The sequence below is a fragment of the Amycolatopsis sp. NPDC051106 genome (assembly GCF_040682775.1).
In the GTDB taxonomy this organism is placed as follows: Bacteria; Actinomycetota; Actinomycetes; order Mycobacteriales; family Pseudonocardiaceae; genus Amycolatopsis.
Genome location: NZ_JBFBBQ010000031.1, coordinates 54857 through 79292 on the forward strand (window position 1 = coordinate 54857; position 24436 = coordinate 79292).

The following is a 24436-nucleotide window of genomic DNA, read 5'->3' on the forward strand; positions in this document are numbered from 1 at the left end:
TCAGATAGGACGGCCGATGGCCGAGCTGCCGCCGCGCAAGCGGATCGAGGACGTCGAGCTGCTGCGCGCGCTGTCGCATCCGCTGCGTTCGGCGCTCCTGAACCACCTGACCGCCGTCGGCCCGCGCACCGCGAGCGAGTGCGCCGAGGCGGTCGGCTCGACCGCGTCGAACTGCAGCTGGCACCTGCGCCAGCTCGCGCAGTACGGCCTGGTCGAGCGGGCCGACGCCGAGGACGGCCGCGAGCGGCCGTGGCGGGCCCGCCAGGTCGGACTGGAGATGGGGGAGCTGGCCGACGACCCGGCGCACCGGGCGGCCCAGCTCGGCATGGTGGGCGCGACCCTGGGCCACGAGCAGGAGCTGACCCAGCGGTACCTCGACTCGCTCGACGGCCTCGACCCCGCCTGGCGCGCGGCGTCCGGGCTGATCACGTACGCACTGCGCGTCACGCCGGAGGAGCTGACCCGGCTGACCGACGCGATCGACGCCCTGGTCCGGCCCTACGTCGGGGCCATCCGGACCGACGCGCCGGCGGGTGCCCACCCGGTGCACGTGGGCCTGCGGGCGTTCCCGCGCATCGAGCACTCGGGAAAGGCGGAGGAATGAAGCAGCTGCTGGGGGTGCCGGCGTTCGCGCGGTTGTGGGTGGCCGCGTTCTTCGGCGAGACGGCCGAGTGGATGCTGCAGGTGGCGTTGCCGGTGTACGTCTTCCAGCGCACCGGCTCCGCCGCGACGACGGCGCTGAGCATCGTGCTCGGCCTCTTGCCCGCCGTGCTGCTGAGTCCGGTCGCCGGCGTGGTGGCCGACCGCTGGAACCGGCGGGCGGTGCTGTTCGGCGTCTGCTGCGGGCTGGCCGTCGTCGCGGTGCCGCTGCTCGCTTCGCCCGGGGTGACCGTCGTGTACGCCGTGCTGGCCGGGCAGGCGGCACTGGCGTCGGTGTTCGAACCGGCCCGCAACGCGCTGGTGCCCGAGCTCGTCGGCGTCGAGGAAGTGACCGGGGCGAACGGGCTGATGAGCGTGAACGGCAGCGTCGCCCGGCTGGCCGGTGGCTGGGCGGGCGGTGCGCTGCTCGGTCTCGGCGGGCTCGCGCCCGTCGTCACCGGTTACCTGGCGGTGCTGGCGGTGGCGGCGGTGCTGCTGGCCAAGCCGTTCCGCCGGGTGAGCGCACCCGCGCCGGCCGCCGCGCGCGAACCGGTGGTGCGGGCCTGGCTCGACGGTCTGCGCGAGCTCACGCACAACCGCCGCCTGTGGCGCACCGGGCTCGCGATCGCGTTCACCTCCCTGGCGCAGGGCATGTTCCTGATCCTGTTCGTGGTGTACGTCCTGGACGTGCTGGGTGGCAGCGAGGCCGACGTGGGCCTGCTGCGCGGGGTGCAGGCGATCGGCGGGCTGGCGGCCGGCTTCGCGCTGGCCACGGTGGCGCGGCGGGTGGCGCCGGCGGTGCTGCTCGGCTGGGGTTCGGTCGCGCTGGGCCTCGTGTCGGCGGTGATCTGGAACCTGTGGCTGGTGACGACGGCGCTCGGGCTGTACGTGGGGTTGTTCGTCCTGGTCGGCGCGCCGGGGGTGGCCGCCGGCGCGGGGGTGCTGTCGGAGATCCAGAGCGCGGTGGCGCCTGAGCGGGCGGGCCGGGTGCTGAGCACGGCGTTCGCCGCGATCGCGACGTTCACGACGGTGGGGGCGCTGCTGGCGGGCACGCTGGTCGCGACGACGGGACCGGCGGTGCTGCTGAACATCCAGGCCGGGGTGTACGTGCTGGCGGGGGTGCTGATGCTCGTCCGGCGTGGCCGGCCGGCCGTCGAAGTACCCGCGGCGACGGCGGCCCGGGCGGCCTGAGGTGCCCGGGTTCGTGCGGAAATCACCGGGATCCGCAGGTTTCGCGGAGATCCCGCGATCCCGGTGGTTACGGTGGAGGGGTGCCGCACCTCTTCGCCACCAGCGACCTCCACGTGACCCACGAGGGCAACGGCCCGATCCTCGACGACGTCGTCCCGGAGGGCCCCGGTGACTGGCTGCTCGTCGCCGGGGACGTCGCCGAGCGGGCCGAGGCCACCATCGGGACCCTGAAGACCCTGCGCGAGCGGTTCGCGAAAGTCGTCTGGGTGCCGGGCAACCACGAGCTGTGGACCACGAAGAACGACGAGTGCCAGCTCCGCGGTCAGGCGCGCTACGAGTACCTCGTCGAGCAGTGCCGCGCGATCGACGTGCTCACGCCCGAAGACGAGTTCCCGGTGTGGCATCAGGGCGGGCGGCCGCTCACCATCGCGCCGCTCTTCCTGCTCTACGACTACAGCTGGCGGACCCCGGAAGCGGAGGGCAAGTCGCTGGAGGAGGCCCTGAGCCAGGCGCGGGCGGCCGGGGTGGTCTGCACGGACGAGTACTTCCTGCACCCGGACCCGTACCCGAGCCGGCAGGCCTGGTGCGCGGACCGGCTCAAGATCAGCACCGAGCGCCTCGACGCGATCCCCGAAGACCACGGCACCATCCTGATGTCGCACTGGCCGCTGCACCGCCACCCGACGGCGCCGCTGTACTGGCCGGAGTTCGCGCTGTGGTGCGGCACCACGAAGACCGAGGACTGGCACCTCCGCTACCGCGCGGAGATCGCGGTCTACGGCCACCTGCACATCCCGCGCACGACCGAGGCCGACGGCGTCCGGTTCGAAGAGGTGTCGCTCGGCTACCCGCGCGAGTGGCGGAAGCGGGCCCGGGGCGCGGTGCCGATGCGCCGCATCCTGTGGCCGTCATGACTCGGCGCGCCGCCGCTCTCTGAGCGCGCGTACGCGGCCCCGGCTGGCGCAGGCGGGGGAGGGACACCAGCGGCGCCGCCCGCCCGGGTCGGCGAACACGCCCCGGCAGTCCTGCTCCGGGCACGCGCGCAGGTCGGCGCGCAGCGGGCCGGTGAGCCAGTCGGCCGCCTGGTGCGCGAGCCGGGCGAACGCGGCGTCCGCCGTCGGCGGGGCGCTGCGGTGCAGCCGGTCCAGGGCGGCGAGGTGCACCGGTTCGGTCTCGAGGAATTCCGTCAGCCCGCTCACCTGGCCGGCTGTGGGCGGGATCCCGTCGACCGCGCCCAGCGCCAGCTCGCGCAGCACCTCCCGGAGCCGGTGGGCCGTGCGCAGGTCGGCGGGCGTGACCGGCGCGAGCGGCGGCAGCTCGACGCGGGCCAGCCAGTCGTGCAGCCGCGCAGGCGTCGGGATCCGCTCGACCGGCCGCGGCCCGAAGTGGCGGCCGCGGGTGGCGAGCAGGTTCAGCCAGGGTGCCCCCAGGTCGAGGCGGAAGTCTTCGGACACCTCGCCATCGTAACGGTTGAGGCGTTACACTCGCGGTCGTGACCGGTGAACCCAAGGTCCGCACGGTGCTGGGGGACATCGACCCCGCCGAACTCGGCGTGACCGACTCGCACGACCACCTCTTCTTCGCTTCGAAACTGCTGCCCGGCCAGGAGCTGGACGACCCGACGGCGGCGACGGAACTCCTCCTCGCCTTCAAGCTGGCGGGCGGCGCGGCGCTCGTCCAGTGGACGCCGTACGGTCTCGGCCGCCGGACCCGGGAGCTGGCCTGGATGTCCGACGAGCTCGGCGTCCACGTCGTCGCGGCCACCGGGCTGCACCGCGCCGAGCACTACGCGCCGCCCGTGCTCGGCCGGGTCGTCGACGACCTGGTCCGCGTCTTCGTCGACGACCTGACCGAAGGCACCCAGCCCGCCGACCTGCCGGACGAGCCGCGGACCGGCCCGCGTGCCGGGCTGGTCAAGGTGGCCGGCGCGTTCCACACCATCGACGCGCACGCCCGGCTAACGCTGACCGCCGCCGCGGTCGCGCACCAGGAGACCGGCGCGCCGATCGCCGTGCACCTCGAGCTCGGCACCGCGGCCCTCGAAGTGGCCGAGCTGCTCTGCGAGAAGCTCGAGGTGCCGCCCGACCGGGTGATTCTCGGGCATCTCAACCGCAACCCGGACTTGCGTTCGCTGCGGGAGATCGCCGACGTGGGGACGTTCCTCGGCTTCGACGGCCCGTCCCGGGCCAACCACGCCACCGACTGGCTGCTCTTCGACGGGCTCGAAGCACTCGTCGACGCGGGCCACGGCGGGCGGATCCTGCTGGGCGGCGACACCACGACCGCCGCCGCCCGCTTTCAGCCGGGCGCCCCGTACCTGCTCACGACGCTGGCACCGCGGCTGACGAAGCTGCTCGGCGGCGACGTCGTCACCGCCATGCTGGTGGCGAACCCCGCGCGGGCGTTCGCCACCAGCTGGCTCGAGTAACCGTCAGCGCAGGCCGAAGCCTTCCTGTCCGCCGCCTCGGCCGCGGCGGCGCAGGTAGCGCTCGAACTCGGCGGCGATCTTGTCGCCGCTGACGTCCTGCTCCGCGACCTCGGTCTGCGCGTCACCGCGCTCTTCGAGGCTGCGGACGTACTCGCTGATCTCCTCGTCCTCGTCGGCCATCTCGCTGACCGTGCGCTGCCACTCCTCGGACTGCTCGGGCAGCGCGCCCAGCGGGATCTCGACGTCGAGGATGTCCTCCAGCTTGTGCAGCAGTGCCAGCGTCGCCTTCGGGGACGGCGGGTGCGACACGTAGTGCGGCACCGCGGCCCAGATCGACACGGCCGGGATGCCCGCCTGCACGCAGTAGTCCTGCAGGATCCCGACGATGCCGGTCGGGCCCTGGTAGTTGTTCATCTCGAGCCCGTAGAGCGACGCGGTGTCCTTGTCGTACGCCGTCCCGGTGACCGGGACCGGCCGGGTGTGCGCGGTGTCGGCGAGCAGCGCGCCGAGCGTCACGACGGTCGCGATGTCCAGCTGCTTGATGTGCTCCAGCAGCTCGGCGCAGAAGGCGCGCCAGCGCATGTTCGGCTCGGGGCCCTGCACGAGCACCACGTCGCGGTCGAACCCGTCCGGGCGGCACACCGACAGCGTTGTCGTCGGCCAGTCCACCCGTCGAGTGACGCCGTCCACCATCCGGACGGTCGGGCGGCTGACCTGGAAGTCGTAGTAGTCGTCGGGCTCCAGTTCGGCCAGGGGCGTGGCGTCCCAGTTCAGCTGCAGGTGCTCGACCGCCCGGCTGGCCGCGTCACCTGCGTCGTTCCAGCCTTCGAAGGCGACCACCATCAGCGGCCGGGAGGGTTCGGTGCGGTCGCCGGGCGGCCGCGGGGTCTCGTCGACGGGCTCACTCACCAACCCAGCCTACGACCACCGGCCTTACCCTGTTCAGCATGTCCGACCGGGTGTCGTCGCCGTTCCTCGAAGCGCTTCGCTCGCGCGTGCTGGTGGCCGACGGGGCGATGGGTACGGCGCTGCAGGCCCACGACCTGAGCCTGGCCGACTTCGCCGGGCTCGAAGGCTGCAACGAGATCCTCAACGTCACCCGGCCGGACGTGGTCCGTTCGGTCCACCGGGGCTACCTCGAGGCGGGCGCGGACGCCGTCGAGACCAACACTTTCGGGGCCAATTTCGCGAACTTCGCCGAGTACGACATCACCGGCCGGATCTTCGAGCTGGCCGAGGCCGGTGCGCGGCTGGCCCGGGAGACCGCCGACGAGTTCGCGACGCCGGAGCGCCCGCGGTTCGTGCTCGGCTCGGCCGGTCCTGGCACGAAGCTGCCGACGCTCGGCCACGCGCCGTTCACCACGCTGCGGGACGCCTACCAGGAGGAAGTCCGCGGACTGCTGGCCGGCGGCGTCGACGCCGTGATCGTCGAGACCACCCAGGACGTCCTCCAGACCAAGGCGTCGATCATCGGCGCGAAGCGGGCGATGGCCGCCGAGGGCCGGCCCGTGCCGATCCTCGCTTCGATCACCGTCGAAACGACCGGGACGATGCTGCTCGGCACCGAGGTCGGGGCCGCACTGGCCGCCCTGGAGCCGCTCGGCGTCGACGTCATCGGGCTGAACTGCGCCACCGGGCCGGCCGAGATGAGCGAGCACCTGCGGCAGCTGGCCAAGCACGCCCGGATACCGCTGTCGGTCATGCCGAACGCGGGGCTGCCGGAGCTGGGCCCGGCCGGCGCCGTGTACCCGCTCGGGCCGGAAGCGCTGGTCGAAGCGCTCACCGGGTTCGTGCGCGAGTTCGGCGTCGGCCTGGTCGGCGGCTGCTGCGGCACCACCGACGAGCACATCCGGCAGCTCGCGGCCGCCGTGGCGGAGACGGCTCCGGTGCGGCGGCGGCCGCGCCCCGAGCCCGGCGTGTCGTCGCTGTACCAGGCGGTGCCGTTCAAACAGGACGCCAGCGTGCTGATGATCGGCGAGCGGACCAACGCCAACGGCTCCAAGGCGTTCCGCACCGCGATGCTCGAGGGCCGCTGGGACGACTGCGTGGAGATCGCCCGCGAACAGACCCGCGACGGCGCCCACCTCCTGGATCTGTGTGTCGACTACGTCGGCCGCGACGGCACCGCCGACATGGCCGAGCTGGCCGGGCGCCTGGCCACCGCCTCCACCCTGCCGATCATGCTCGACTCCACCGAGGTCCCGGTGCTGCGGGCCGGCCTGCAACGCCTCGGCGGCCGCTGCGCGGTCAACTCCGTCAACTACGAAGACGGCGACGGCCCCGGGTCCCGCTTCACCCAGGTCATGGAACTGGTGAGCGAGTACGGTGCCGCCGTCGTCGCCCTGACCATCGACGAAGAGGGCCAGGCGCGCACGGCGCGGAAGAAGGCCGACATCGCGTCCCGGCTGATCGCGGACATCACCGGGAAGTGGGGGCTGCGGACGTCGGACATCATCATCGACGCGCTCACCTTCACCATCGCCACCGGCCAGGAGGAGTCACGCCGCGACGGCATCGAGACGATCGAGGCGATCCGCGAGATCAAGCGGCGCCACCCCGAGGTCCAGACCACGCTCGGCCTGTCGAACATCTCCTTCGGCCTCAACCCGGCCGCGCGGCAGGTCCTGAACTCCGTGTTCTTGCACGAGTGCGTCCAGGCCGGGCTCGACACCGCGATCGTGCACGCGTCGAAGATCCTGCCGATGGCGCGCATCCCGGACGACCAGCGCGCGGTCGCCCTCGACCTCGTGTACGACCGCCGCCGCGAAGGCTACGACCCGCTGCAGGAGCTGATGGCCCTCTTCGAGGGTGTGAGCGCGGCCTCGTCGAAGGCCTCGCGGGCCGAAGAGCTGGCCGCGCTGCCGCTGTTCGAACGCCTCGAACGCCGGATCGTCGACGGCGAGCGCACCGGCCTCACCGACGACCTCGACGCGGCCCTCGAGCAGCGGCCCGCCCTGCAGATCATCAACGACACGCTGCTCTCGGGCATGAAGACCGTCGGCGAGCTGTTCGGGTCCGGGCAGATGCAGCTGCCGTTCGTGCTGCAGTCCGCCGAAGTGATGAAGGCCGCCGTCGCCCACCTCGAGCCGCACATGGAGAAGGAGGACGACGCCGGCAAGGGCCGGATCGTGCTGGCCACCGTCCGCGGCGACGTGCACGACATCGGCAAGAACCTCGTCGACATCATCCTGTCCAACAACGGCTACGAGGTGGTCAACCTCGGCATCAAGCAGCCGATCACGACCATCTTGGAGGCCGCCGACGAGCACGGCGCCGACGCGATCGGGATGTCCGGGCTGCTGGTGAAGTCCACGGTGATCATGAAGGAGAACCTCCAGGAGATGAACTCCCGGGGCGTCTCCGCGCGCTGGCCGGTGCTGCTCGGCGGCGCGGCACTCACCCGCTCCTACGTCGAGAACGACCTGAGCGAGCTCTACTCCGGCGACGTCCGCTACGCGCGGGACGCGTTCGAGGGCCTGCGGCTGATGGACGCGATCATGGCGGCCAAGCGCGGGGAATCGCCGCTGGTGGACGCCGACGCGGAGAAGAAGCGCCGGGAACGCAAGGAACGCCGCGAACGCTCGTTGCGGATCGCCGAGGCGCGCAAGGCCCGCAAGGCGGAAGAAGAAGCCCTCGACGGGCCGCCGCCCGCGCGCTCGGACGTCGCCACCGACGTCCCGCTCCCGGCGCCCCCGTTCTGGGGCTCGCGCGTGGTCAAGGGTGTCCCGCTCGGCGACTACGCCGCGATGCTCGACGAGCGCGCGACCTTCATGGGGCAGTGGGGCCTCAAGGGCGCCCGCGGCGGCAGCGGGCCGACGTACGACGAACTCCTCCAGACCGAGGGCCGGCCGCGGCTGCGGTACTGGCTCGACCGGCTGACCGCGGACGGCGTCCTGGCCCACGCGGCCGTCGTCTACGGCTACTTCCCGTGCGTCGCCGAGGGCGACGACCTGGTCGTCCTCACGGAACCCGAGCCGGACGCGCCCGAGCGGCTGCGCTTCACCTTCCCGCGCCAGCGCCGCGACCGGCGGCTCTGCCTGGCCGACTTCTACCGCCCCCGGGAGTCGGGTGAGGTGGACGTCGTTCCCTTCACCGTCGTCACCATGGGCCAGCCCATCGCGGACTACGCGAACGAGCTGTTCGCCGCCGACGCCTACCGCGACTACCTCGAGGTGCACGGCCTCGGCGTCCAGCTCACCGAGGCGCTGGCCGAGTACTGGCACGGCCGCATCCGCCAAGAGCTGACCCTGCCGGGCGGTGTGGCGGTCGCCTCAGAGGACCCCGACGACGTCGAGGACTTTTTCGAGCTCGGCTACCGTGGAGCGAGGTTCTCCCTGGGCTACGGCGCCTGTCCCGATCTCGAGGACCGGGCGAAGATCGTCGCGCTCCTCGGGCCGGGCCGCATCGGCGTGAAGCTGTCCGAGGAGTACCAGCTGCACCCCGAGCAGTCGACCGACGCGATCGTCTGCCACCACCCGGAAGCGAAGTACTTCAACACCTGAGGAGACTCCACTGTGGACGGATTGACCGCCGTGCTGTGGGACATGGACGGCACGCTCGTCGATTCCGAGAAGCTGTGGGACATCGCCCTGTACGAGACGGCGGAATGGCTGGGCGGCAAGCTTTCCGAGGAACAGCGGATGACGCTCGTCGGGTCCAACATGGACGACACGTCGGCCTACCTGCTCGAGGTCGTCGGCCTTCCGGTCGACCCCGAGGCGATCGCTTCGACCGGCGCGGAGATCCGCCGTCGCACGGCCGGGCTGTTCGACGACGAGCTGCCGTGGCGCCCGGGTGCCCGCGAAGCGCTGACGGCGGTGCGCGAGGCGGGGCTGCGTTCGGCACTGGTCACCTCGACCGAGCGGGACCTGACCGAACTCGCGCTGAACACGATCGGGCGGGACTTCTTCGACGTCACGGTCTGCGGCGACGAGGTCGAGGGCCTCAACAAGCCGCACCCGCGCCCGTACCTGAAGGCCGCGGAACTGCTGGGCGTTTCGCCTGAGCGGTGCGTGGCGGTCGAGGACTCCCCGCCGGGCACGGCGTCGGCGGTCGCGGCGGGCTGCACGGTCCTGGTGATCCCCAACGACGTCCCGGTCGAACCGGGGGACCGGCGCGTGTTCCGCGACTCGCTGGTCGGCATCGACGTGCCGGCGCTGGCGGCCCTGCTCGGCTGAGCACGTCCGTGTCGCATTTCCGCTAGCCCCGGCGCCGGGGGTCCGCGATGCTGGTGGCGTGTACGAGGACTTCGAACGGTGCGTGCGGGCCGTGCAGGCGAAGGACGCCCGGTTCGACGGGTGGTTCTACGGCGCGGTGCTGACGACCGGGATCTACTGCCGGCCCAGCTGCCCGGTGGTGCCGCCCAAGCCGCGGAACATGCGCTTCTACCCGAGCGCCGCGGCCGCGCAGCAGGCCGGGTTCCGCGCCTGCAAGCGCTGCCGCCCCGACGCCAGCCCGGGATCGCCGCTGTGGAACGAACGCGCCGACCTGGTCGCGCGGGCGATGCGGCTGATCGCCGACGGCGTCGTCGACACCGAAGGCGTGCGCGGCCTCGCGGCCCGGCTCGGCTACAGCGTCCGGCAGGTCGAGCGCCAGGTGTTCGCCGAGCTCGGCGCCGGCCCGCTGGCGCTCGCACGCGCCCAGCGCGCGCAGACCGCGCGGACCCTCATCGAGACGACCACCCTGCCGATGACCGAGCTGGCCCTCGCGGCCGGGTTCGGCAGCATCCGGTCCTTCAACGACACCGTCCGCGAGGTCTTCGCGCTCACCCCGACGGAGCTGCGCGGCCGGGCGAAGGGCCGGCCGTCGGCCGGGGCGATCCTGCTGCGGCTGCCCTACCGGAAGCCGTTGTGCCCGGACAACCTGTTCGGCCACCTCGTCGCGACCGGGGTGCCGGGCGTCGAGGAGTGGCGCGACGGCGCCTACCGCCGGACGCTGCGGCTGCCGCACGGCCACGGTGTCGCCGCGCTGCGGCCGGAGAACGGCCACATCGCGTGCCGGCTCAGCCTGACCGACCTGCGGGACCTGCCCGCCGCCACCAGCCGCTGCCGCCGGCTGCTCGACCTCGACGCCGACCCGGTCGCCGTCGACGACCAGCTCGCCACCGACCCGCTGCTCGCGCCGCTGGTCGCAGCCGCGCCGGGCCGACGGGTCCCGCGCACGGTCGACGGCGCCGAGTTCGCCGTGCGGGCCGTGCTGGGGCAACAGGTCTCGACGGCGGCGGCGCGCACCCACGCGGCCCGGCTCGTCGTCGCGCACGGCGAGCCCATCGACGACCCCGAAGGCGGGCTGACCCACCTGTTCCCGTCACCGGAGGCCTTGGCTTCGCTGGACCCCGAGACGCTCGCCATGCCGCGCAGCCGCCGTCGCACGCTGCTCGCGCTGGTCGCGGCGCTGACCGACGGGCTCGACCTCGGCGCGGGCAGCGACTGGACGGCGACGAGGGCGGCGCTGATCGCGTTGCCCGGGTTCGGGCCGTGGACGGTCGAAAGCATCGCCATGCGCGCCCTCGGCGACCCGGACGCCTTCCTCCCCACCGACCTCGGCATCAAGTACGCCGCCGAACTGCTCGGCCTCGGCGGTCACGCGGGCGTCGTCGCCCGGTCCGAGGCGTGGCGGCCCTGGCGCGCCTACGCCACCCAGCACCTGTGGGCCACCGGTGACCACGAGATCAACCGGATGCCCGCCGCCTGACCCGACTGGAGAACCATGCCTACCCACCTCGTGGTGGACAGCCCCTGCGGCCCGCTGACCCTCGTCGCCGAGGGGGACGCCCTGCGCGGCCTGTACATGCACCAGCAGCGCCACCGGCCCGCCGACCTGACGTTCGGCGAACGCAGCGCCGGCGCGGAGATCTTCGACCGCACCCGGGCTCAGCTGGAGGAGTACTTCGCCGGCACGCGCCGGGAGTTCGACCTGCCGCTGGCCTTCCGCGGCACGCCGTTCCAGCAGGCGGTGTGGACCGCCCTGCTCGACATCCCGTACGGCGAAACCGCCTCCTACGGCGAGCTGGCGCAGCTGCTCGGCAAGCCGTCGGCCGCGCGGGCGGTCGGCTTGGCCAACGGCAAGAACCCGATCTCGATCGTCGTGCCGTGCCACCGGGTCATCGGCTCGACCGGCTCGCTGACCGGGTACGGCGGGGGCCTGGAGCGCAAGGAGTACCTCCTCGGCTTCGAGCGCCGGCGTCCCACATCGCGGGAGGCCGCGTCCACGGTCGTGTGAGATCGGCGGCATCCCGACCGGCCCGGGGCAGCGGGGACCGGGCCGGGATGGAAGGATCTGCAGACCGTGAAGACCTTCGATGAGCTGTTCGCGGAGCTTGCCGAGCGCGCGCGTACCCGTCCCGACGGGTCCGGCACCGTCGTCGCCCTCGACGCCGGAGTGCACGCCCAGGGCAAGAAGGTGCTCGAGGAAGCCGGCGAGGTGTGGATCGCCGCCGAGCACGAGTCCGACGAGCGCCTCGCCGAGGAGATCTCCCAGCTGCTGTACCGGCTGCAGGTGCTGATGCTCGGCCGTGGACTGTCGACCGAGGACGTCTACCGCTACCTGTGACGGGGTTCGCGCGGTGCCGGATCGTGCGAAGAACGAGGAGAGAAGCGAAATGCTGCGTGTTGCCGTGCCGAACAAGGGAGCCCTCGCCGCCGCGGCGACGGAGATGCTCGGCGAGGCGGGCTACCGGAAGCGGCATGAGCAGCGCGACCTGACGGTGCTCGACACCGTCAACGAGGTCGAGTTCTTCTTCCTGCGCCCCAAGGACATCGCGATCTACGTCGGCTCCGGTGACCTCGACCTCGGCATCACCGGCCGCGACCTCGCGCTCGACTCCGGTGCCCCGGTCGAAGAGGTCCAGGCGCTCGGCTTCGGCGGCTCGACGTTCCGCTACGCCGCCCCCGCGGGCCAGGACTGGAAACCGGCCGACCTGCAGGGCAAGCGGCTCGCCACCTCGTACCCGCGGCTGGTGCGCGACGACCTCGCGCGCCACGGCGTCGAGGCCGAGGTGATCCGCCTCGACGGCGCGGTCGAAATCTCGATCCAGCTCGGCGTGGCGGACGCGATCGCGGACGTCGTCGAGTCCGGCCGGTCGCTGCGGCAGAACAACCTCGTCGCGTTCGGCGACCCGATCTGCGTGTCGGAAGCGGTGCTGCTGCAGCGCAAGGGCACCGAGCAGAGCAAGCCGAAGAACCAGCTCGCCGCGCGGCTGCGCGGCGTGGTGTTCGCGCAGCAGTACCTGATGCTGGACTACGACTGCCCGCGCACGCTCGTCGACCGCGCCATCGCCATCACGCCGGGTCTGGAGTCGCCGACGGTGGCGCCGCTGGCCGACGACGACTGGGTGGCGGTGCGCGCGATGGTGTCGCGCAAGGACGTCAACCGGGTCATGGACGAGCTCGCCGAGGTGGGCGCGAAGGCGATCCTGGCCTCCGACATCCGCTCCTGCCGGCTCTGAACCACTCCGTTCGCGGGCGGGAATTCGCTTCCCGCCCGCGAACCGGGGTCAGCGTGGGCGGTGCGGCTTCTTCGGCAGCAGGTCGTAGAGGCCCTTGCGGACGCCGTTGTCGTTCGTGTTGCGGGCCACCGACACCTCGGAGATGAAGTCCTCGAAGACGAACTCCTCGTCGGCCGGGATCACCGCGGGCGCCGAGTTCTGCTCCAGGTAGGTGTCGAGCGTGCCCGCGATCTCGCGGAAGGACAGCGCCTGCAGGGTTTCCGGGGCGTAGGTCGTCACCGGGACGCCGTGCGCGGCCGCCTCGTTCATCACCACGCCCAGCGGCAGGTGCGACAGCATCGGGATGCCGAACTCGTACATCTCCTGCAGCGCCGCGGCCGCGTAGTGCGAGATCGGCCGCCGGTAGAGGCTCGGCACCAGGCCGAACCACGACAGCGGCTGGCGCCCGACCGTCTGCTCGACGTACCGCACCTGGTCGGCCAGCAGCCGGAGCGCGCGGATGCTCGTCTTGTCCGGCTGCACCGGGACCAGGATCCCGTGCGAGGCCGCCAGCGCGTTGTTGGTCAGCACGTCCAGCGCCGGCGGGCAGTCGATGACGCAGTGGTCGTAGTTGGCGAACTGGATGACCCGGGCCAGCTGCCAGCCGGGCACGCGGAACGAATCGAGCCGCCGGATCAGGTCGAACATCCCCGGTGACGTCGGGATGACGTCGAGCGCGCCGCCCTTGCCGAGATTGCTGCGCGGGTGCGGGACGACGAGCTGCTCGATCGGCCCCTTCCACGTCTTGGCCAGGGCCTTCGCCAGGGTCGGCGCGTCTCCGCGGACCTCTTCCAGACCGAGCATCTCGGTCGTCGCGTGGCCCTGCGGGTCGAGGTCGACCAGCAGCACCCGCCGGCCCCGCTCGGCCAGCGCGGCCGCGGTGCCGACGCTCAGTGAGGTCTTGCCGACCCCGCCTTTCTGGTTGACCACCGAGGTGATCTGCATGCCGGAGCGCTCCTCATGTCGGTCGTTCCGCGAAGGCTATTGGATGCGGGGCCGTTGTGGGTGGCTATCCGCCCCCGGCCTGTCGCGGTCGCACCATCAGCGCCTGCGCGCCGGTGGCCACCGGGCCGTCGGCGTCGTGCAGGATGCTCGTCGCCGTGCCGACGCCGTGCTTGCCGACCAGCGTGACCGCGTCCAGCCCGATCCACTCGCCCGACGGCGGCCGCCGCAGGTGCACGGTCAGCTCCGAGTTGATGAACCACCACTTGCGCGGGTCGAGGTAGTTCGACACGCCGTTGCCGGAGTCGGCGACCGCGAACAGGCGCTGCAGCCCGCTCGGCTCCTCGCCGTCGACCAGCGGGACGCGCTGACGGGCCCAGACGGCCGCCGGGCCGGGCACGTCCATGCCACCGCGGACCGCGCGCCACTCGACCGCGTCGAGGTAGCCGGCCTGCCAGCCTTCGGGCCACGGCGACTCCGTGACGCTGTCCGCCGCGGGCATCAGCGGCCCGCCGTCGGTGGCGACCTCGGCCGTGTCGGACGTCGCGATGCGCCACGCCGAAGCTCGCGCCACGACGCGATCGGCGCTGGCCAGCTCGGCCTGCAGCAGCTCGACCGACCGGCCGGGCCGCTCGATCCGGGCCCGCACGGCGAGCTCGGCGACCGGCGCCGGGCCGAGGATCTCCACGGTCACCCGGGCGAGCTCCGCCGGGTGCGCGGGTTCGACGTTTTCGAGGGCCCGGACCAGCAACGCCGACGGCGGACCGAAGTGCTGCGAGTCGGACGACCAGGGCCCGGCCGTGTGGGCGGTCGCGGAGAACCGGCCGTCGGCGAGCGGGACGTAGAAGGCGTCAGCCATCAGTCGGCCCGGTCCAGCGGCGTCTCGTCGCCCGCGTCGGGCTCCGGCCAGCCGGGGTAGGCCGGTGGCGTGCCGCCGTACTCGGGGCAGTGCGCCTGGTGGTCGCACCAGTTGCACAGCTTGCTCTTGTTCGCGCGGAAGTCGCCGGTCTTGCCCGCCTTGAGGATGGCCTGCCAGATGGCTTCCAGCGTGCGCTCGAAGCGGAGCAGCTCGGCTTCGTCCGGGGTGTAGGCGAGCGACTGGCCGTCGGTGAGGTACATGAGTTTGAGCTGGCGGGGCACGATCCCGCGCAGCCGCCACAGCACCACGGCGTAGAACTTCATCTGGAACATCGCCTTGGCTTCGCCGATTTCGCGCGGCGCGGCGCCGGTCTTGTAGTCGACGACCCGGATCTCGCCGGTCGGCGCGACGTCCACCCGGTCGATGTAGCCGCGCAGCAGGACGCCGGAGCCGAGCTCGATCTCGACGTGCAGCTCGCACGCCTCCGGCTCGAGCCGGCGCGGGTCCTCCAGCTCGAAGTAGGAGTCCAGCAGCTTTTCCGCCGAGCGCAACCAGTCCGCGTGGTCGTCGGGCTTTTCGCCGTCGAACAGCTCGGTCCACTCCGGACGGTCTTCGGACAGCTCCGCCCACGCCGGGCCGAGCAGCTCCCGCGCCTGCGCGGGCACGCGCTCGGCGGCGGGCAGCGCGAACAGCCGCTCCAGTACCGAGTGGACGAGCGTGCCGCGCAGCTGGGCCTTGGTCGGGACCTCCGGCAGCCGGTCGACCGCGCGGAACCGGTAGAGCAGCGGGCACTGCTTGAAGTCGCTGGCCCTCGACGGCGACAACGCGGGCCGCCGGCGCACCTGCGTGGCGACGGCGGAGGCTGGGGGTTCCGTGCTGGCTGAGACGGTGACGGTGTCGGCGTCGGGCATGGGCAGAGCGTAACGCCGGGGTACGACAGTTCCGGCGACCGCAACGCCCGCCACCCCGGACAGGTCCGGACAACCCGGTACTCGGACAGCCGAATCGCGTACCCAGCCAGCCGACTCGCGTACCCAAGGAGTCGGCTCACGTACCCAGAGGGTCGGTTCGCGTACCCAGGGGGTCGGTTCGCGTACCCAGGGAGTCGGCTCGGCCTGGCACTGAGCCGACTGTCCGGGTACGTGAGCCGACTCTTCAGGTACGTGAGCCGACTCTCCGGGTACGTGTGTCGTCCGTGCGGGTGCTTGTGGTGGCCGTGGGCGACACCACCGGGACCGGATCACCCGGTACCCACACCCGGGGCTCTAGGCTCTCCGGCATGGCCGCGACCAGTGAGCAGGGCACCGGGGGCACCCGGCAGGCCGTCCGCTCGGACGGCGGTCTCCTGCTGTTCCGGGTCGCCGGCGTGCCCGTGCTGCTGGCGCCGTCCTGGTGGATCGGCTCGCTGGTCGTCGTCGTGCTCTACGCGCCGCTGGTCGGGCGGTTGCTGCCGGACGCCTCGACCCTGACGTCGTGGCTGCTGGCAGGCGCTTTCGCGCTGCTGCTGGGCCTGTCGGTGCTCGCCCACGAGCTCGGTCACTGCCTGGCCGCGCTGCGGCTGGGGATCCCGGTGCGGCGGCTGCGCCTGTTCCTGCTCGGCGGCCTGTCCGAAGTGGCCCGAACCCCGAAGCGGCCGGTCCACGAGGGCCTGGTCGCCGCGGCCGGCCCGGCGGTGTCGTTGCTGCTGGGCGGGTTCTGCGGCCTGCTGATGTTCGCCGTCCCGCCCGACGGCGCGGTCTGGATGCTGGTGGCCGAGTGCGCGGTGGCGAACCTCGCCGTCGGCGTGTTCAACCTGCTGCCCGGCCTGCCCCTGGACGGCGGGCGGCTGGTCCGCGCGGGCGTCTGGGCGGCGACGGGGATCCGCGCGAAGGGCACGCGTGCCGCGGTCGCCGGCGGCGCGGTCGTGGCCGCCGGGCTGCTCGTGTGGGCGCTGTGGGGCCTCGCGACCGGGAGCCCGGACCGCTGGCTGCGCCTGGGTGTCTGCGTCGTCACGGCGTGGTTCGTGATCCTCGGCGCGCGTTCGGAGCTGGCCGCGGAAGCGCGCCGCACCTGGCCGGAAGGGCTGGAGCTGGGCGAGCTGGTGCGGCCGGTGCTGCAGCTGCCCGCCGAGAGCCCGGTGTCGGACGCGCTGGCCGCGTCGGCGGGCCGGGGCGTGGTGCTGGTCCGAGCCGACGGCGTCGCCGCCGGGCTGCTCGACACGGGCGCGGCGGAGCGGCTCGCGGGCACGTCGCCGCACGCGCCGGCGGAGCTCGCCGCCGAGCCGATCCGGGCCGAGACGGTCCTGCTGGCTTCGGAGCCGGGGGAGGACGTCGTCGAGCGCGTCCGCGAAACCGCGGCGTGGCAGTTCCTGGTGGTCGACGACGAAGGCCGCCCGGCGGGCGTGCTGCGCCGGGACGACCTGCGCGCCGCGCTGAACCGCCGCTCTCGCTGAGACCCGCTGCGGCCACGGCCCGGGCGGCCTGCGAAGATCTGTCGTCGGCCATTCGGGGTACTGGAGGAAGTGTTGTCGGTCAGCGGACCGTTTCGCGCGGGTGATCGGGTGCAGTTGACCGACTCGAAGGGGCGCCACTACACCTTGACGCTCGCCGACGGCGGGGAGTACCACACCCACCGCGGCGGACTGGCCCACGACGACCTCATCGGCCGTCCCGAGGGCTCGGTGGTGACCTCGGCCGGCGGTTCGACGTACCTGGCGCTGCGCCCGCTGTTGCCGGACTACGTGCTCTCGATGCCGCGCGGCGCGCAGGTGATCTACCCGAAGGACGCCGCGCAGATCGTGATGTGGGGCGACATCTTCCCGGGCGCCCGCGTGCTCGAGGCCGGTGCCGGCTCCGGCGCGCTGACGTGCTCGCTGCTGCGCGCGGTCGGCTCGACCGGGCAGGTGAGCTCGTACGAGATCCGCGAAGACCACGCCGTGCACGCCGAGCACAACGTCGTGAAGTTCTTCGGCGAGAAGCCGGCGAACTGGTCGCTGACGGTCGCGGACCTGGCGACGCACGAGGGCGAGGTCGACCGGGTCGTGCTCGACATGCTGGCCCCGTGGGACCAGCTGCCGAACGTCGCCGCCCACCTCGTGCCGGGCGGGGTGCTGACGGTCTACGTCGCGACCGTGACGCAGCTTTCGCGCGTCACGGAGTCCCTGCGCGAGCAGCAGTGCTGGACCGAGCCCGAATCGTGGGAAACGCTGATGCGGCCGTGGCACGTGGTGGGCCTGGCGGTGCGCCCGGACCACCGGATGGTCGCGCACACGGCGTTCCTGCTCACCGCCCGGCGGCTCGCGGACGGCACCGTGTCCCCGCGCGTGTCGCGCCGGCCCAGCAAGGGCAAGGGCTGACGCCATGACCGCCCGCCGGCGGCTCGGGATCGCGGTCGTCGCGGCCGGGTTCGCCGGGGCGGTCGCGCTGTGCGTGGTGTTCGCGCCGTCCTGGCTCGTCGGGAGTGCGTCCGGCCTGAGCACGGCGGAACGGCTGAAAGCCGTCAACGACGTCCGGGCGACGCTGGTGCAGGCTCTGGGCGGCTTGCTGGCCCTGTCGGGCGTCGGACTGGGCGCGTACCTGACGTCCCGGCAGCTCCGGCTGAATCGGGACGGCCGGTCGATCGACCTGTTCACGAAGGCGATCGAGCAGCTCGCCGGGGAGGACGAGGCGACCAGGCAAGGAGCGGTCTACGCGCTCGAGCGGCTGGCCGAGCTGGATCCCCGCTACCGCGGGCACGCCCACGCCTTGCTGACGTCGTTCATCTGCCTGCGCGCGCCGTGGGCTCCCGGAACTCCGCGCCGCGAAGGCGGGGTGGCGAACGACGTCGCCGCCGCGCTGGCCGTCTTGAGCCGCGGTGACGTGATCGAGCCGGGAGCCGGGTCGGAGCTGGAGCGGGTGGACCTGCGGGGCGCCGACCTGCCGGGTCTCGCCATTCCGCAGGTCTGCCTGGCCGGGGCCAACCTCGAAGACGCCACGTTGAAGGGCGCGAAACTCGCGGGCGCGACGCTCACCGGCGCCATCCTCGAGGGCGCGGACCTGCGGGGCGCGGATCTCCGCGGAGCCGACCTCATGGGCGCCGAGCTCGACGGGGCCGTCCTCGACGGGGCCGAAGCGGACGCGGCCACCCGCTGGCCGGCGGGGTTCGAGCCGCCGGGCTAGCCCGGCACGCACCAGTGGCCGTTCTCCTTGTGCAGCGGGAAGGGCGTGTCCTTCGTCCCGCCCGCCGCTTCGACGTGCACCTTCGCCGTCGCCGACTCGCCGCGGACTTCCGGCGGCTCCTTGAGCGTCGCCGTCACCGGGCCGGCCGCGTCCCACGTCCGCTGCAGCCCCGCCAGGGCCTCCGCGCTCTGCGGGCGGCACGTCAGCTTGCCGAACGCCGCCGAGTCGTGCGCCCTGATCGCGTCGACGATCGCGCGGGCCAGCACGTTCACCGCCGCCGTGTCGACCGCGCTCGGCGCGGCGGAGGCCGAGGTCCGGGTCATCGGTGGAGGTGAATCCGACGGTGCGGGCGCGGAGCCGGACGGCGCGATCAGCAGCAGTCCCAGCACCACGCCCGCACCGGCCACGCCGAGCAGCACGAGCCCGGCGGCGAGCGTGCGGTTCACCGCCGGCGGGGGCTCACGAGCCGTCCGCCTTCACGTTGGACAGGCACCACAGGCCGGATTCCTTCTTGGCCGACATCGTGCCGACCTTGGTCTTGCTGCCGTCCGTGGCCGAGTAGCGCACGGTGGACCTGTCCCCGGTGTCCTGCGGCGCGCCGGACAGCTTGACCGTGACCTTCGGGATCTCACCCGTGGTGCCCTCGAAGACGCTGCGGCAGATGGTGTCGGCCAGCGCCTTCTCGTCGCCGGCGTTGTAGGCGGCGATCGTCGTGTCGAAGAGCTCCTGCGAGCTGCCCTTGCCCGAGGGGGCGGGCCCACTGGCGGGCTTGCTCCCGGTCGTCGACGGCCGGGTGGGCGACGTGGTCTTGGGCTTCGAAACGGACGTCTTCGGCGCGGACGTCGGCGCCGCCGAGCTGCTGCTGGCGGGCGGCGCAGCGGCGTTGTCGTCGTCCCTATTCGCCACGACGAGCCAGGTCACGCCGCCGCCGACGAGGACCACCGCGGCAGCCGCGATGCCGACGATGAGCCCGGTTTTCTTCTTCTTGGGCGGCGGAGCGTCACCGAAGCCGCCGCCGTACGGGTCGTAACCGCCGTAGTTCTGCGGCTGCTGCTGACCCCACTGGTCCTGCTGCCCGTACTGGGGGTGGCCCTGCTGGGGCTGAGGGCCCGTCTGGGGCGGGTAACCGCCCTGCTGCGGCTGTCCGTACGGGTCGGGCTGGCCGAACTGCTGAGTGCCGCCGTAGCCCGGCTGGGGCTGCGGTCCGCTCGGGGGGTAGCCGCCGGGCTGCTGGCCGTACGGCGGGGGCTGCTGCCCGTAGCCGCCGGGCTGCTGCCCGTAGCCGCCCGGTTGCTGCGGCGGGTAGGTCATGGGTGGTTCCCCCTAGCGTTCCTTCGACGGTGACCCCGGCCTTCGAAGCGGCCGACGTCGGCCCGATGCTAGCCATCGCCCGGGGCCGCCGCGCGGTTAGGGCGGAACTGGCCGGAATTGCCCGGCTCGGCCGAGGTTGGCGCCCTTCGGGACCGGGTACTCCCGACGTGCTTGGTTCGTCTTGGCCCGGTCAGGCCCGCGACGCGCCGGGGCCACGGCACCGAAATGGCCGCTTGCGCTGCGGGAATGTCCGTGCTGGACCAGGCGAGGAAACCGCGACGCGCCGATCTTGTGATCCGGAAAGGCCTTTTCTTGTCGGTGATCGCCGGTACCGTGGAATGAAAAGCACTCCGAGGAGGTGCCCGATGCATCATGACCTTCCCGGAGGTCGGCGCGAGGAGGCCGACCCTTCAGCAACATCCGGAGCTGGGACGACGGCGGACGAGCAGGCTCGGCAGATCCGTTTTCTCGAGGAGGAAGTGGCGCTGCTGCGCCGCAAACTGACCGACTCGCCACGGCAGAACCGAGTTCTCGAACAGCGGCTCGCCGAGGCGTCGGAAAGGGTGAGCCAGCTCACCGAACGCAACACCAAACTGGTCGAAACCCTGCGTGAGGCCCGAGGACAGCTCCTCGCGCTGCGTGAGGAAGTCGACCGGCTGGCCCAGCCACCGTCCGGGTACGGCGTCTTCGTCGAGGCGTACGAGGACAACACGGTGGACGTCTTCACGGCCGGCCGGAAGATGCGGGTGTCGGTATCGCCCGCGGTCGAGCTCTCGTCGTTGCGCCGCGGCCAGGCGCTGCGGCTCAACGAGGCGCTCACCGTGGTCGAGGCCGGCGGCTTCGAACGCACCGGCGAGGTGTGTGCCCTGCGTGAGGTGCTCGCCGCCGACGTCGAGGGCGGCAGCCTTCGCGCGCTGGTGGTCGGGCACGCGGACGAGGAGCGGGTGGTCCTGCTCTCCGATCTGCTGGCCGAGCAGCCGCTCAAACCGGGCGACTCGCTCCTGGTCGACTCCAAGGCCGGCTACGCGTACGAGCGCGTGCCGAAGGCGGAGGTCGAGGATCTGGTGCTGGAGGAGGTGCCCGACGTCCGCTACGAGGACATCGGTGGCCTCACCCGGCAGATCGAACAGATCCGCGACGCGGTGGAACTGCCGTTCCTGCACGCCGACCTGTACCAGGAGTATCAGCTGCGGCCGCCGAAGGGCGTCCTGCTGTACGGCCCGCCGGGCTGCGGCAAGACGCTCATCGCCAAGGCGGTCGCGAACTCGCTGGCCAAGAAGGTGGCCGCGGCCCGGGGCGACAACGAGGACGGGAAGTCCTACTTCCTGAACATCAAGGGTCCCGAGCTGCTCAACAAGTTCGTCGGGGAGACCGAGCGGCACATCCGCCTGATCTTCCAGCGAGCGCGGGAGAAGGCCTCCGAGGGCACCCCGGTGATCGTGTTCTTCGACGAGATGGACTCGATCTTCCGGACCCGTGGGTCGGGCGTTTCGTCCGACGTGGAAACCACGATCGTGCCCCAGCTGCTGTCGGAGATCGACGGTGTCGAAGGCCTGGAGAACGTCATCGTCATCGGCGCCTCCAACCGCGAGGACATGATCGACCCGGCGATCCTGCGGCCGGGCCGGCTCGACGTCAAGATCAAGATCGAGCGTCCGGACGCCGAAGGCGCGAAGGACATCTTCTCCAAGTACCTGGCCGAAGGCCTGCCGATCCACGCCGACGACCTCGCCGAGTTCGGCGGCGACGCCAAGGCGACGTTCGACGCGATGATCCAGCACACCGTCGAGCGGATGTACGAGGAGAGCGACGAGAACCGGTTCCTCGAGGTGACCTACGCCAACGGGGACAAGGAGGTCCTGTACTTCCGTGACTTCAACTCGGGCGCGATGATCCAGAACATCGTGGACCGGGCGAAGAAGTCGGCGATCAAGTCGGTGCTGGAGACCCAGCAGCCGGGTCTGCGCGTGCAGCACCTGCTCGACGCGATCGTCGACGAGTTCGCGGAGAACGAGGACCTGCCCAACACCACCAACCCGGACGACTGGGCCCGGATCTCCGGCAAGAAGGGCGAGCGGATCGTCTACATCCGCACGCTCGTCACCGGCAAGAACCAGGACTCGGGGCGGGCGATCGACACCGCCACGAACACCGGTCAGTACCTGTAGCAGTTCGAACACCCGATGGGGCGGCCGCTTCGGCGACCGCCCCATCGGCGTGTCCGGCCACTTTTGTGAGCTGAGTCACCGCCGACGCTTGTGTATAACGACCTATACGTGACGGGATGGGATGCACGTTCATGGCGTGGGGGACGGAACCGTGGCAGCGAGCGGTCGCGTACGTCGCGAGCCGCGTGGAAGGGCCGCCGCTGCCCGCAGACCTGGACGTCACCGTGCACTTCCACCCGGACCGCCTGGTGGGAGAGGTGCCCTTGCTGCGGCACCTCGTCACGGACGGCGTCTACCGCTCGCAGTTCGAGACCGGCACGAGCAACGGCGGGCTGACCGCGCACCCCGGCGGCGACCGCCGGCGGTGGGAGCACCGCATGTTCGGCGGCGTCTACGACGATCAGCCGCCGTCGGCCCGGCCCAAGTACGGCGCGCTGAACCACCGCCGCCGACCGGCGGGTGGTTCGGTCCGGTTCGGCTCGTCCCACCTGCGGCTGAAGCGCGCAGTGCTGGCCCGCACGACGTTCTGCTACCCGGACAGCTTCGCCGAGCCGGAAGACTTCGGCACGGCCGAGCACCTGCCGCTGCTGCCGCTCGCCGAGGCGGACGCCCGGGACGAGCTCGACGACCACATCGAAGCCCACGTCCACGGCCCGCTCCGGCTCGCCACGGACGTCGAGGCGCTCGTGCTGGACCCGGCGTTCCGCGGTACCGACGTCGAGGCGGCGGCCGCCGGCCTGCCGTTCCCGGCGTACTGGCACCACGGGTTCCGGCTGCCGGTCGAGGTGCTGGCCGAGCACGCGGACTTCCGGGGTGAGGACGTCGTGCGGGCCGGCAAGGAGATCGCCCAGGGCGGCCTGCTCGACGCGCGCGTCATCGGTGACGCCGTCCGCGCCGGCCGGCACGACCCCCAGGTGCTCAAGCGCGTCTGGCACTGCACCGCGCGGTTCGGCCTACGCGGTGACGCCGGCGGGTAGCAGTGCTTCGGTCAGCCGGCGCCAGTGCGGCATGGCCGAAGTGCCCGGCTCGATCCCGATGACCTGGACGCCCACGTGGTCGGCGCCCGCGTCGAGGTGGGCGCGCAGCTTGCCGGTGATCGTGTCGAGGTCGCCCCAGAACACCAGGTCGTCGACGAGCCGGTCGCTGCCGCGGCCGCCGTCGATGTCCGCTTCGGTGTAGCCGAGCCGCCGGAACTTCGCGACGTTGTACGGCGAGGTGAGGTACCTGTGCAGGTGCTCGCGGGCGATCTCCCGCGCTTTGGCCGCGTCGGTTTCGAACAGCACGGCGTGCTCGACGCCGAGGAACGGGCCGGCGCCCAGGATTTCCCGCGCTCCGGCGGTGTGCTCCGGCGTCACGTGGTAGGTGTGCGCACCCGCCGACCGATCCCGGGCCAGCTCCAGCATCTTCGGGCCGTACGCGGCGAGCAGGCGCCGGACCGGCGTTCGCGGCTCGGGGTTGACGCTCGTGATGGTGTCCAGCGCGTCGAGGTAGTCGTTCATCGCCCGCAGCGGCTTCGCGCCGGGCTTCCCGGCGCCGAAGCCGAGGCCGAGCAGGTGGCGGTCCGGGTAGGCGTCGGCCAGCAGCAGGGCCGCGCCGCGGGTCCAGCGCGGCTCGCGGGACCAGATCTGCGCGATGCCGTTGACGACGGTGAGGCGTTCGGTGGCCGACAGCAGGAACCCGGCGTGCGTGAGGGCTTCCCGGCCGTTGCTTTCCGGGATCCAGATCGCCGGCCAGCCGAGTTCTTCCAGCTCCTGGACGGAATCCCGGATCAGGCCGGCCGGCTGGTCCTCGAAGTCGAACGTCCAGATCCCGTAGCGGCCCAGCCGCATGTTCTCGATCATACCCATAAATCGAAGTATCGCAGATTTGCGATATGAGTCAACCGGATGTCCGCCGAGACAGGGGAGGGGAGTGGTCAGAGGGTGTGGCCGAGGACCGCGACGAACTCGGCGATCCGGGCTTCGTCGCGCTTGTAGTGCGTCCACTTGCCGACGCGGGTCGCGCGCACCAGGCCGGCGCGCTGCAGCTCGGCCATGTACGCCGACACGGTCGACTGCGCGAGCCCCGTCTTCTCCTGGATGTGGCTCACGCACACGCCGACCTCGACCGGGTCCGCGATGGCCCGCTCCACCGGGAAGTGCCGCGCGGGCTCCCGCAGCCACCGCAGCACCTGCAGCCGCACCGGGTTCGCGAGCGCCTTGAACACGTCGAGCAACTGCTCGACCTCCGGCTGGGATTCGGCGCGTGTCGTCATGGCTGGTACCGAGTATATCGACG

24 protein-coding genes are annotated in these 24436 nt (G+C 72.2%); 15 read left to right on the forward strand and 9 right to left on the reverse strand.

Features of this window, described 5'->3' with window-relative positions:
* Positions 1 to 16 precede the first annotated feature (16 nt).
* From AB0M83_RS23300 to AB0M83_RS23310, 3 genes are all read left to right on the forward strand, one after another.
* Positions 17 to 604 (forward strand): helix-turn-helix domain-containing protein, encoded by a 588-nt coding sequence (locus AB0M83_RS23300; protein ID WP_364520241.1) that lies wholly within the window; start codon positions 17 to 19, stop codon positions 602 to 604.
* On the forward strand, positions 601 to 1830 hold the full coding sequence (locus tag AB0M83_RS23305) for an MFS transporter (RefSeq protein WP_364520243.1): 1230 nt from the start codon (positions 601 to 603) through the stop codon (positions 1828 to 1830). The genes AB0M83_RS23300 and AB0M83_RS23305 overlap by 4 nt, the downstream gene beginning before the upstream one ends.
* 80 nt (positions 1831 to 1910) lie before the next feature.
* Positions 1911 to 2744: a metallophosphoesterase gene (locus AB0M83_RS23310; protein WP_364520245.1), complete on the forward strand. Its 834-nt coding sequence runs from the start codon at positions 1911 to 1913 to the stop codon at positions 2742 to 2744.
* Here AB0M83_RS23310 and AB0M83_RS23315 read toward each other — a convergent pair.
* The gene (locus AB0M83_RS23315) at positions 2739 to 3284 is read right to left on the reverse strand and encodes a CGNR zinc finger domain-containing protein (protein ID WP_364520247.1); all 546 of its coding nucleotides are present in this window, start codon (positions 3282 to 3284) and stop codon (positions 2739 to 2741) included. The genes AB0M83_RS23310 and AB0M83_RS23315 overlap by 6 nt on opposite strands.
* Before the next feature lie 38 nt (positions 3285 to 3322).
* Between AB0M83_RS23315 and AB0M83_RS23320 the strand changes: the two genes are divergently transcribed.
* Positions 3323 to 4258, forward strand: coding sequence for a phosphotriesterase (locus AB0M83_RS23320; RefSeq protein WP_364520249.1), 936 nt, complete (start codon positions 3323 to 3325; stop codon positions 4256 to 4258).
* A 3-nt stretch (positions 4259 to 4261) separates the two neighbouring features.
* Here the strand turns inward: AB0M83_RS23320 and AB0M83_RS23325 are convergent, their stop codons facing one another.
* A complete protein-coding gene (locus AB0M83_RS23325) occupies positions 4262 to 5167 on the reverse strand; it encodes a PAC2 family protein (RefSeq protein ID WP_285478459.1) in 906 nt (301 codons plus the stop codon).
* A 38-nt stretch (positions 5168 to 5205) separates the two neighbouring features.
* Here AB0M83_RS23325 and metH point away from each other — a divergent pair, with 38 nt between their 5' ends.
* From metH to hisG, 6 genes are all read left to right on the forward strand, one after another.
* A complete protein-coding gene (metH, locus tag AB0M83_RS23330; protein WP_364520251.1) occupies positions 5206 to 8760 on the forward strand; it encodes a methionine synthase in 3555 nt (1184 codons plus the stop codon).
* Between the two features lie 12 nt (positions 8761 to 8772).
* Positions 8773 to 9435, forward strand: coding sequence for an HAD family hydrolase (locus AB0M83_RS23335; RefSeq protein WP_364520253.1), 663 nt, complete (start codon positions 8773 to 8775; stop codon positions 9433 to 9435).
* A 58-nt stretch (positions 9436 to 9493) separates the two neighbouring features.
* Entirely contained in the window at positions 9494 to 10951 is a 1458-nt protein-coding gene (locus tag AB0M83_RS23340) for an AlkA N-terminal domain-containing protein (RefSeq protein WP_364520255.1), read from the forward strand.
* A 15-nt stretch (positions 10952 to 10966) separates the two neighbouring features.
* Positions 10967 to 11479 (forward strand): methylated-DNA--[protein]-cysteine S-methyltransferase, encoded by a 513-nt coding sequence (locus tag AB0M83_RS23345; protein WP_364520257.1) that lies wholly within the window; start codon positions 10967 to 10969, stop codon positions 11477 to 11479.
* A gap of 66 nt (positions 11480 to 11545) precedes the next feature.
* Positions 11546 to 11809 (forward strand): phosphoribosyl-ATP diphosphatase, encoded by a 264-nt coding sequence (locus AB0M83_RS23350; protein WP_155544123.1) that lies wholly within the window; start codon positions 11546 to 11548, stop codon positions 11807 to 11809.
* A gap of 49 nt (positions 11810 to 11858) precedes the next feature.
* The gene (hisG, locus tag AB0M83_RS23355; RefSeq protein ID WP_364520259.1) at positions 11859 to 12704 is read left to right on the forward strand and encodes an ATP phosphoribosyltransferase; all 846 of its coding nucleotides are present in this window, start codon (positions 11859 to 11861) and stop codon (positions 12702 to 12704) included.
* Between the two features lie 48 nt (positions 12705 to 12752).
* Here the strand turns inward: hisG and AB0M83_RS23360 are convergent, their stop codons facing one another.
* The 3 genes from AB0M83_RS23360 to AB0M83_RS23370 form a co-directional block, all read right to left on the reverse strand.
* The gene (locus AB0M83_RS23360) at positions 12753 to 13688 is read right to left on the reverse strand and encodes a ParA family protein (RefSeq protein WP_364520261.1); all 936 of its coding nucleotides are present in this window, start codon (positions 13686 to 13688) and stop codon (positions 12753 to 12755) included.
* Between the two features lie 64 nt (positions 13689 to 13752).
* The gene (locus AB0M83_RS23365) at positions 13753 to 14544 is read right to left on the reverse strand and encodes a thioesterase family protein (protein WP_364520263.1); all 792 of its coding nucleotides are present in this window, start codon (positions 14542 to 14544) and stop codon (positions 13753 to 13755) included.
* Positions 14544 to 15455: a RecB family exonuclease gene (locus AB0M83_RS23370; protein ID WP_364520265.1), complete on the reverse strand. Its 912-nt coding sequence runs from the start codon at positions 15453 to 15455 to the stop codon at positions 14544 to 14546. Before AB0M83_RS23370 ends, AB0M83_RS23365 begins: the two co-directional genes overlap by 1 nt.
* Before the next feature lie 368 nt (positions 15456 to 15823).
* Here AB0M83_RS23370 and AB0M83_RS23375 point away from each other — a divergent pair, with 368 nt between their 5' ends.
* From AB0M83_RS23375 to AB0M83_RS23385, 3 genes are all read left to right on the forward strand, one after another.
* A complete protein-coding gene (locus AB0M83_RS23375) occupies positions 15824 to 16975 on the forward strand; it encodes a site-2 protease family protein (protein ID WP_364520267.1) in 1152 nt (383 codons plus the stop codon).
* A gap of 72 nt (positions 16976 to 17047) precedes the next feature.
* The gene (locus AB0M83_RS23380; RefSeq protein WP_364520269.1) at positions 17048 to 17878 is read left to right on the forward strand and encodes a tRNA (adenine-N1)-methyltransferase; all 831 of its coding nucleotides are present in this window, start codon (positions 17048 to 17050) and stop codon (positions 17876 to 17878) included.
* 4 nt (positions 17879 to 17882) lie between these two features.
* A complete protein-coding gene (locus AB0M83_RS23385; protein WP_364520271.1) occupies positions 17883 to 18680 on the forward strand; it encodes a pentapeptide repeat-containing protein in 798 nt (265 codons plus the stop codon).
* Here AB0M83_RS23385 and AB0M83_RS23390 read toward each other — a convergent pair.
* Positions 18677 to 19126, reverse strand: a complete 450-nt coding sequence (locus tag AB0M83_RS23390) for a hypothetical protein (RefSeq protein ID WP_364520273.1) — start codon at positions 19124 to 19126, stop codon at positions 18677 to 18679. The two genes, AB0M83_RS23385 and AB0M83_RS23390, sit on opposite strands and share 4 nt — an antisense overlap.
* Before the next feature lie 13 nt (positions 19127 to 19139).
* On the reverse strand, positions 19140 to 19991 hold the full coding sequence (locus tag AB0M83_RS23395; protein WP_364520275.1) for a hypothetical protein: 852 nt from the start codon (positions 19989 to 19991) through the stop codon (positions 19140 to 19142).
* A gap of 365 nt (positions 19992 to 20356) precedes the next feature.
* Here AB0M83_RS23395 and arc point away from each other — a divergent pair, with 365 nt between their 5' ends.
* Both arc and AB0M83_RS23405 read left to right on the forward strand, forming a co-directional pair.
* Positions 20357 to 22159, forward strand: a complete 1803-nt coding sequence (gene arc, locus AB0M83_RS23400) for a proteasome ATPase (protein ID WP_155544114.1) — start codon at positions 20357 to 20359, stop codon at positions 22157 to 22159.
* 131 nt (positions 22160 to 22290) lie between these two features.
* Entirely contained in the window at positions 22291 to 23136 is an 846-nt protein-coding gene (locus AB0M83_RS23405) for a DUF3626 domain-containing protein (RefSeq protein WP_364520277.1), read from the forward strand.
* On the opposite strand, the gene AB0M83_RS23410 is transcribed toward AB0M83_RS23405, so the two are convergent.
* Both AB0M83_RS23410 and AB0M83_RS23415 read right to left on the reverse strand, forming a co-directional pair.
* A complete protein-coding gene (locus AB0M83_RS23410; RefSeq protein ID WP_364520313.1) occupies positions 23113 to 23988 on the reverse strand; it encodes a TIGR03620 family F420-dependent LLM class oxidoreductase in 876 nt (291 codons plus the stop codon). The two genes, AB0M83_RS23405 and AB0M83_RS23410, sit on opposite strands and share 24 nt — an antisense overlap.
* Before the next feature lie 86 nt (positions 23989 to 24074).
* Positions 24075 to 24413 carry a metalloregulator ArsR/SmtB family transcription factor gene (locus AB0M83_RS23415; protein ID WP_364520279.1) on the reverse strand — a complete coding sequence of 113 codons (339 nt, stop codon included), beginning with the start codon at positions 24411 to 24413 and terminating at the stop codon, positions 24075 to 24077.
* Positions 24414 to 24436: the final 23 nt, after the last annotated feature.